Source organism: Flavobacterium rhamnosi, assembly GCF_048286515.1.
Taxonomy (GTDB): Bacteria; Bacteroidota; Bacteroidia; order Flavobacteriales; family Flavobacteriaceae; genus Flavobacterium.
The window spans coordinates 92,294-99,805 of record NZ_JBLVPS010000017.1 but is presented as its reverse complement, the minus strand read 5'-3'; the positions used below and the strand labels follow the sequence as shown (position 1 = coordinate 99,805).

Annotated in this window: 7 protein-coding genes; 4 read left to right on the top strand and 3 right to left on the bottom strand. The window is 35.2% G+C overall.

All coding sequences use genetic code 11. The annotated features are described in order from the left end of the window. Nucleotides 1–333: 333 nt before the first annotated feature. Both ACNQGN_RS13755 and ACNQGN_RS13750 read right to left on the bottom strand, forming a co-directional pair. Nucleotides 334–1,188, bottom strand: a complete 855-nt coding sequence (locus tag ACNQGN_RS13755) for a DNA/RNA non-specific endonuclease (protein WP_417988398.1) — start codon at nt 1,186–1,188, stop codon at nt 334–336. Between the two features lie 129 nt (nt 1,189–1,317). Beyond that, nucleotides 1,318–3,597 (bottom strand): carboxy terminal-processing peptidase, encoded by a 2,280-nt coding sequence (locus tag ACNQGN_RS13750; protein WP_417988397.1) that lies wholly within the window; start codon nt 3,595–3,597, stop codon nt 1,318–1,320. Nucleotides 3,598–3,807: 210 nt separating this feature from the next. Here ACNQGN_RS13750 and surE point away from each other — a divergent pair, with 210 nt between their 5' ends. The 4 genes from surE to ACNQGN_RS13730 all read left to right on the top strand — a co-directional run bounded on the left by surE (nt 3,808) and on the right by ACNQGN_RS13730 (nt 6,647). Further along, nucleotides 3,808–4,590 (top strand): 5'/3'-nucleotidase SurE, encoded by a 783-nt coding sequence (surE, locus tag ACNQGN_RS13745; protein WP_417988396.1) that lies wholly within the window; start codon nt 3,808–3,810, stop codon nt 4,588–4,590. Then, nucleotides 4,583–4,855, top strand: coding sequence for a hypothetical protein (locus ACNQGN_RS13740; RefSeq protein WP_417988395.1), 273 nt, complete (start codon nt 4,583–4,585; stop codon nt 4,853–4,855). The genes surE and ACNQGN_RS13740 overlap by 8 nt, the downstream gene beginning before the upstream one ends. A gap of 103 nt (nt 4,856–4,958) precedes the next feature. Beyond that, entirely contained in the window at nt 4,959–6,071 is a 1,113-nt protein-coding gene (gene lpxB, locus ACNQGN_RS13735) for a lipid-A-disaccharide synthase (RefSeq protein ID WP_417988394.1), read from the top strand. A 39-nt stretch (nt 6,072–6,110) separates the two neighbouring features. Next, entirely contained in the window at nt 6,111–6,647 is a 537-nt protein-coding gene (locus tag ACNQGN_RS13730) for a C40 family peptidase (RefSeq protein ID WP_417988393.1), read from the top strand. Nucleotides 6,648–7,006: 359 nt separating this feature from the next. On the opposite strand, the gene ACNQGN_RS13725 is transcribed toward ACNQGN_RS13730, so the two are convergent. After that, nucleotides 7,007–7,468, bottom strand: a complete 462-nt coding sequence (locus ACNQGN_RS13725) for a thioredoxin family protein (RefSeq protein ID WP_417988392.1) — start codon at nt 7,466–7,468, stop codon at nt 7,007–7,009. Nucleotides 7,469–7,512: the final 44 nt, after the last annotated feature.

Sequence of the window (7,512 nt, the reverse complement as noted above, 5' to 3'; positions counted from 1 at the left end):
ATACCTTTCTACGGTATTTTGGACACCATATCAAATGATAGGCTATATTGTATGTAGCACTTCTGCTTTTCCTCCATCGCTTTTCCATTAAACAAATATATAAAAAAAAGTATTTAATTGTCACTTGTATATCTAAAATGATCAGAAGTATTTGCATTTTCAATTCATCCCCCGTCTAAAGACCCAAGTGTATGGGGGCTTTCTTGAAAAGTTATCGTAATTCTGCTATTCATTTCCGATTTTCGCCTTGTTATCGTTTTTAATTATTTTGTCAAGAGCTTCCGGCGGTTGCGTTTACAAAATAAAAACTGAACTAATTTCCATAAGGGTAACCTAATTAAAACTCCAGCTTTTGTAATCGCTACTTTTTTCCAATTGGCTTTCTGTTTTGTCATTCAATTTAGGAAAGAAATCAATTCCCGTCATCTTTTCGATACGATCAACAGAAACTACAAAACTGTACAATGGCGCAGTACTTTCCGAATTAGGAACCAGAAAAGCAATCATTTTAAAATTCCCTCCTGTATTGTCCAATAAAACTTTATAAAAATATTCAGGAACAGAAACCTTCTCTTTCCCAATTGTTTTGAGTGAGGATTCTAAGACACCCCCTGTAACAACGTAAATCCCGTCATACTTCGCTGCCCAATACCGTACTTTTTGTTCTAGTCTATTCCAAACTCCACTATTAAAGTCATGTAATTGAGGCGAAATATTGGAAGTGAGAAAAGTATCATTATAAGCCGCAATAATAAACTCCATATCTCCCGCAGGACAAAGATGCCCCTTGTCATAGCCCGATTTTTTGTAATTCCTCCAATCAGCCGAGCCCGTCTTAACTTTAGGGTCCTCGATAAAAAAAGGACGCTTAAAACTATTGTTTTTCAAATAGACTTTCTTGAGTTCATAAGCAACCCACTCCGCCTGCTCATATTTTTCATTATACGACAACGTATAATACTCATGTGACACAATCTGATTCGTTGTGGAAGATGGCAAAAAATCAAATGACTGAAGTATCGCCGCAGCATTGTTTCCAGCCTTCCCAGAATATTGCGGACCTTCCTGTAAAGCATATTGATCGTTCTGCTTATCGGAAGTCTTTACTACTGCCGCGTCCTTTCTGCACGAAGAAAAAAGACACACACTAAGCACCATAATTACATTAAAAAAAAGGCGAATCTTCATTTTTTACTATCTGTTTAAAATTGTAATTATTCTTTTTATCGAAAATGCAATAACCAAAAACGCCCCAGAAATTCTATTTAAATTTCTGGGACGCTATAGCAATCATTATTTATTCTTTCACTACAAACCTTATGATTTAGCTAATTTTCCTTTTTTCAATTTAGCAGGAATACTATTTTTTACAACAGTTTTAGTCTGTAAATCATCCAATACATTTAATGCTTCTTCCACATAAATATCCTTTGCTAAAGCTTCATGCCATCTGTCTCTTTTTTCTTTTAAGGCAACATCTTTAGATGCCTCATCTATTTCATATGGCAATGAAGTAAATTGAAGCGCATTTTTATAGTCAGAAAGCGGTTTGTATTTCTTAGCTTTTTCCTCAATTTCATTTTGAGCTAATTTGAATTTTTCAATATTCAAACTATAGGTGTTATCCTCACTTCTGCTATCAATCCATTTCGCATTCTCTTCTATTAACCGAAATTGTGCGCTTTGTAAAATTCTCTTTTTACTGTTTGCAATAGCCTGATTAAAATTAGCATTTTTATTCCAAAGAGAATATTCAGCCGGATCAATCTTATCCCAAGGCATTGCATTGTCGACATCACGCTCACCCATTTTTAAATAAGCATACCTGTCCGGCATAACAATATCACTGCTAACCCCTTCGAGTTGCGTAGACCCACCATTAATTCTATAGAATTTCTGTGTAGTTGTTTTAATGGCTCCCAAATCTCCTACAGTGCTACTACGCACAAACTGATTCAAATCAATCACATTTTGCACTGTTCCTTTACCATAGGTTTGTTTGCTACCAATGATTATTCCTCTTTTATAATCTTGGATTGCCGCAGCCAATATCTCTGAAGCAGATGCAGAAAAACTGTTAACCATGATTACCAATGGACCATCCCATTCAATTTTTTTATCTCTGTCAAATAACACTTCCTTCTTTCTGCCGGCAGATTTAATTTGAACAATTGGTCCTTGCTCAATAAACAATCCTGCAATATCAACTACTGTTGACAATGAACCTCCACCATCGTCACGAACATCCAATACGATACCATTTACACCTGCATTTTTCAAACGTTCTACTTCCTTAGCAATATCTTTTCCAGCATCTCTACCATCTTGATTTTCAAAATCGATGTAGAATTTCGGCAAATAAATAACTCCATATTTCAGTCCGTTCTTATTAACGATGCTTGATTTTGCATAGGTTTCTTCAATTTCAACAATGTCTCTGATTATAGAAATAACCTTAATAGTTCCATCTACTTTTTTAACGGTAAGACGAACTTCAGTTCCTTTTGGCCCTTTAATTTTCTTAACAACATCGTCAAGACGCATCCCTACAACATCTACTGCTTCTGCACTACCCTGAGCAACCTTCATAATCAAATCTCCTGCTTCAAGTTGCTTACCTCTCCAGGCGGGACCTCCAGAAATAAGTTCTGAAATTTCAGTAAAATCATTTTTCTTTTGAAGACGAGCTCCAATTCCTTCCAATTTCCCGCTGATGCTTACATCAAAACGCTCTTTTTCTTCCGGTGCAAAATAATTAGTATGTGGATCAAAACGTGCTGTAATTGAATTGATATATACAGAAAACCAATCGTTTCTGTCTAAATCTTGCATAAAACCAAAATATTCATCTAACGATTTCAAGGCGCTCTCTCGGGTTTCTTTTTCCAATTCTTCGAAAGTTTTAGACTTACCATCATCTGCAGCCTTTTCGCTTTTAGCACTATCTGCAGTAATAGGATCAACGGTTAACTTCTCCCCATCTCTCAACGGAACCGAAGTATCTTTCGCCTCTTTTTCTACAATTCCTTTACTCTTATTATCTTGCATTTTTAAACGATCCGTAAGAGAGGATAGCGTAGACAATTTGATTTGTTTGCGCCATCTATCGTTAAGTTCCTTACTATCTTTAGAATAAGGTGCTTTTTCATAGTCCGTATTGAAACTCTCCTCCGCTTTATAGTCGAAAGGCTGACTCAAAACCGATTTATAAATCTTTTTACTCTCTTCCATTCTTTTCATCAAACGATCGTACGTAAGGTTGAAAAACGTCAAATCTTTGTTCAACAACTGATCGTCTAATTCCGTTTCAAATTTTGAAAATTCATCAACATCTGACTGCAGAAAAAAACGCTTAGATGGATCTAAAGCTTCAATATAATCTTTGTAAATTCCTTTTGAAAATGTGTCATCTATATTTGCAGGATTATAATGCCCTTTCTGAATTACAATTGTTAATAGCTCCAACAGTAATTTGTCTTTCTCGGGATCGGTTTCTTTTGTCGCATTCATCTTAAATGCAAAGAGTGTTGCCGAAAGACATACAACAACAAGAAGTATTTTATAATTTCTTTTCATAAACTCAATTATAGTATTCATCAATTTTTAATCTAAATTACGGTAAAAACTATGCCAACAATGACAAGGGCTGCATAATTTTTTGTTAAAGATATAAAATTGTTTTTTTTCTTTCCGGTTTAATATTCAAGTTAATAAATTTTATTTTCTTTGTTAAAAAAATGCGGTTTTCTGTAACTACATTTACCATTTTAAATCTTTTAATTAGAAATCCTTTCTTTAAATCATAAAATGACAAAACACTCCAAACCTTTGATATTAGTTACAAATGACGATGGTATTTCAGCGCCAGGAATTAGGGCACTAATAGCCGTTATGGCAGAAATAGGAGAAGTCGTTGTTGTTGCCCCCGATGCTCCTCAGAGTGCCACTGGCCACGGAATTACAATAAACGATACGTTGTATTTAAATAAAATTTCAAAAGAAAACGACGTCATTACAGAATACAGCTGTTCCGGAACTCCTGTGGATTGCGTAAAATTTGCTGTCAGCGAAATTTTAAAAAGAAAACCAGACCTGTGCGTATCGGGCGTCAATCATGGCTCTAATTCTTCCATAAATGTCATCTACTCCGGTACCATGAGTGCTGCTGTTGAAGCTGGCATAGAAGGAATTCAAGCTATCGGATTTTCTTTGTTAGATTACGATTGGAATGCCAATTTTGAAGAAATAAAATCATTTATTCGAAAAATAACAATAGAAGTACTCGAAAACAAACTGCCAGAAGGAGTCGTTTTAAACGTAAATTTTCCGAAATTAAAAGAAAAAGACATTCGGGGAATCAAAATTTGCCGCCAGGCCAAAGCAGTTTGGGTCGAAAAATTCGACAAGCGCAAAACACCCCAAGGAAGAGATTACTACTGGCTTACCGGAGAATTTGTGAACCAGGACAACGGTGAAGACACTGATGAATGGGCACTGAAAAATGGATATATATCTGTAGTTCCGGTGCAATTTGATTTGACGGCACATCATGCCACACAACAACTTAATACCTGGAATTGGAATGAATAAAATAGATTTGTTAACTGGATTTACAATAGGAATATTAGCTTCGATATTGGGTAGTTATCTTTTTATAACTTTTTTCACAGACTTCGATTTTATCAAAGGAATAAATGCCATGAAATCAGAAGATAAACTTGGCAAAATAATCACACTTGGATCCATTCTTGATCTGGTAGCTTTTGCTATTTTACTTAAGCTAAACAAGGAACTCATGGCTCGTGGCGTTGTCTTAGCGGTAATTGTCATGACCCTTGTTTCTCTATTTATTTAAAAAGCAAAGTTCATACCTTTGTTACGCTTAAAAAGCTGACGATACGCTTTCTGAATTTGGCACCACGTATAGAAAATCTTTAAAAAGAAATAAAAAGAAAAAAATGAAATACTACATTATAGCTGGAGAAGCTTCGGGCGATTTACATGGCTCGAATTTGATGAAAGCACTTTATAAAGAAGATCCTAATGCCGATATCCGGTTTTGGGGTGGTGATTTGATGCAAAATACAGGAGGAACATTAGTAAAACATTATCGCGAATTGGCTTTCATGGGATTTATTGAAGTCATTTTCAATTTAAAAACGATTTTGAATAACATCAAAATATGCAAAAAAGACATACTGAATTTTCAACCGGATGTTCTGATCTTTATAGATTACCCAGGTTTTAATTTAAGAATTGCAAAATGGGCAAAAGAACTCGGCATGAAAACCCATTACTATATTTCACCACAAATATGGGCATGGAAGGAGAGTCGAATTACGGAAATCAAACGAGATATAGATAAAATGTATGTCATTTTGCCCTTCGAGAAAAACTTCTATGAAGATAAACATCATTTTCCAGTTGAATTTGTAGGCCATCCATTAATTGACGCGATTCAAAACCAAAGACCAATTGACCCTGCTCTTTTTAGAAAAGAAAATAAATTAGACGAAAAACCCATTATTGCCGTTCTACCGGGTAGCAGGAAACAAGAAATCACTAAAATGCTTTCGGTGATGTTAAGTGTTGCCAATGATTTTCCAGACTATCAATTTGTTATTGCAGGTGCTCCTAGTCAAGAATATTCATTTTATGAGCGCTTTATAACTAATGAAAATATAAAATTCATATCTAATAAAACATACCATCTATTGCAAAATGCAGCGGCTGCATTAGTCACCTCGGGCACAGCAACATTGGAAACAGCACTTTTTAAAGTTCCAGAAGTCGTATGTTACAAAGGTAGCTGGGCTTCTTACCAAATTGCAAAACGAATTATTACGCTAAAGTACATATCGTTAGTAAATTTGATTATGGATCAGGAAGTGGTAACCGAATTAATTCAGGAGGACTGCACAACGGAGCAAATTCGAGAAGAATTGAAAAAAATACTAATACCCGCTCATCGCACACAACTTTTAGAGAAATACGACGTTCTAGAAGCAAAGCTTGGTGGAATTGGCGCCAGCGCAAAAACAGCAAAATTGATCGTAGCTGATTTAAAATAGTTATGATTACATTTTAAAATTCACAAAAAAACAAATCTTTTGAAACAACTACTTTACTTTTTATTGATTCTTACTTTTTTTACTGCCTGTAAAACAAGTTCCCCCATCATCACTTCTAAAAAAGTAATTGCAATAAAAGAAACACAAACTAGATCAGAAAAGAAGAAAACAGCATCCAAAACAAATCATCTCATAGAAAAATTAATTGATTCTGCATCTGAAAACATTGGGGTAAAATATAGAAGTGGTGGTACGACTAAGGCTGGTTTCGATTGCTCCGGACTACTGTATTCTGTTTTTAGTTCCTATGATATTCAAATTCCCCGTTCTTCCTATGAACAATCAAAATTGGGTTTAATAATTGATCGAGAGCGAGACAATATTAAAAAAGGAGATTTAATATTTTTTAAAACGAATCGAAAATCAAAAATCAACCACGTAGGAATGGTTATAGAAAGTTCTGATGAAGATGTGAAATTCATACACTCTTCTACTTCTAGAGGCGTAATAATCTCCTCCATAAATGAGCCGTACTATCAAAATTCTTTTGTGCAAATCAATAGAATTCTAAGATAAACCAACTATTTCCTGTTGTTTTTACTATACCGGCCCAGTGCCTTTTCTATCGCTTTAAGAATTGTTTATTGGATTGCTGTAGGCAACCGCGATATCTAAGCCAATCTAACACAAAACCAGATCCTTTTAGCACGCTTTTTTAAATCAAAGATAAAGGCATCAAAAAAGGAGTCCCGTCTGCTACACAATCTCCAAATAAGCAATTTAGCCCGTTTATTCCAAACCGTACAGACAAAAACAGTATCGCTGCCACCTCGAGCCAGACAGCAATCCAGAACTATTGAAAACCAACTGTAATTAAACAAAAAATCCCTTTTTACGCATCTGGTAAAAAGGGATTCTATACATTAAACTGACAATTACTTCTTTTTCAGAAATCCATCTGCCACAGCTAGCCAAGCAGTTGGACCACCAGCAACATAACCCGTACTTCCTAATCCTTCAAAATTCACTTTGCCGTCTTTAGTAGTACCATTGGCAAAATAAATTGTTGGAAAACCCTGAATGCCAAAAACCTGTTGCAATTCGCTATTTTGTTTTTTGATTTCAGGTGTTTGCGGTGTTCTTCTTGGATAATCCAATTCCACCAGAACTACGTTCTCTTTTGCCCATTTTGCAAACTCTGGTGTCTTCAGCACTTCTTTTTGCAATCTAATGCACCAGCCACACCAATCACTTCCTGTAAAAAACAGTAATAATGGTTTTTTGGTTTTATTAGAAATCTCCATTGCCTTATTGACATTGGTCTCCCAAACTAATTCTTGTGCCTCTACAGCGTATGAAGCCACAAACAGAAATACTGTTACGATTATCTTCTTCATCTTTTTATATTTTTGTATTTATTTCATCAAAAACAGTGCCCAAA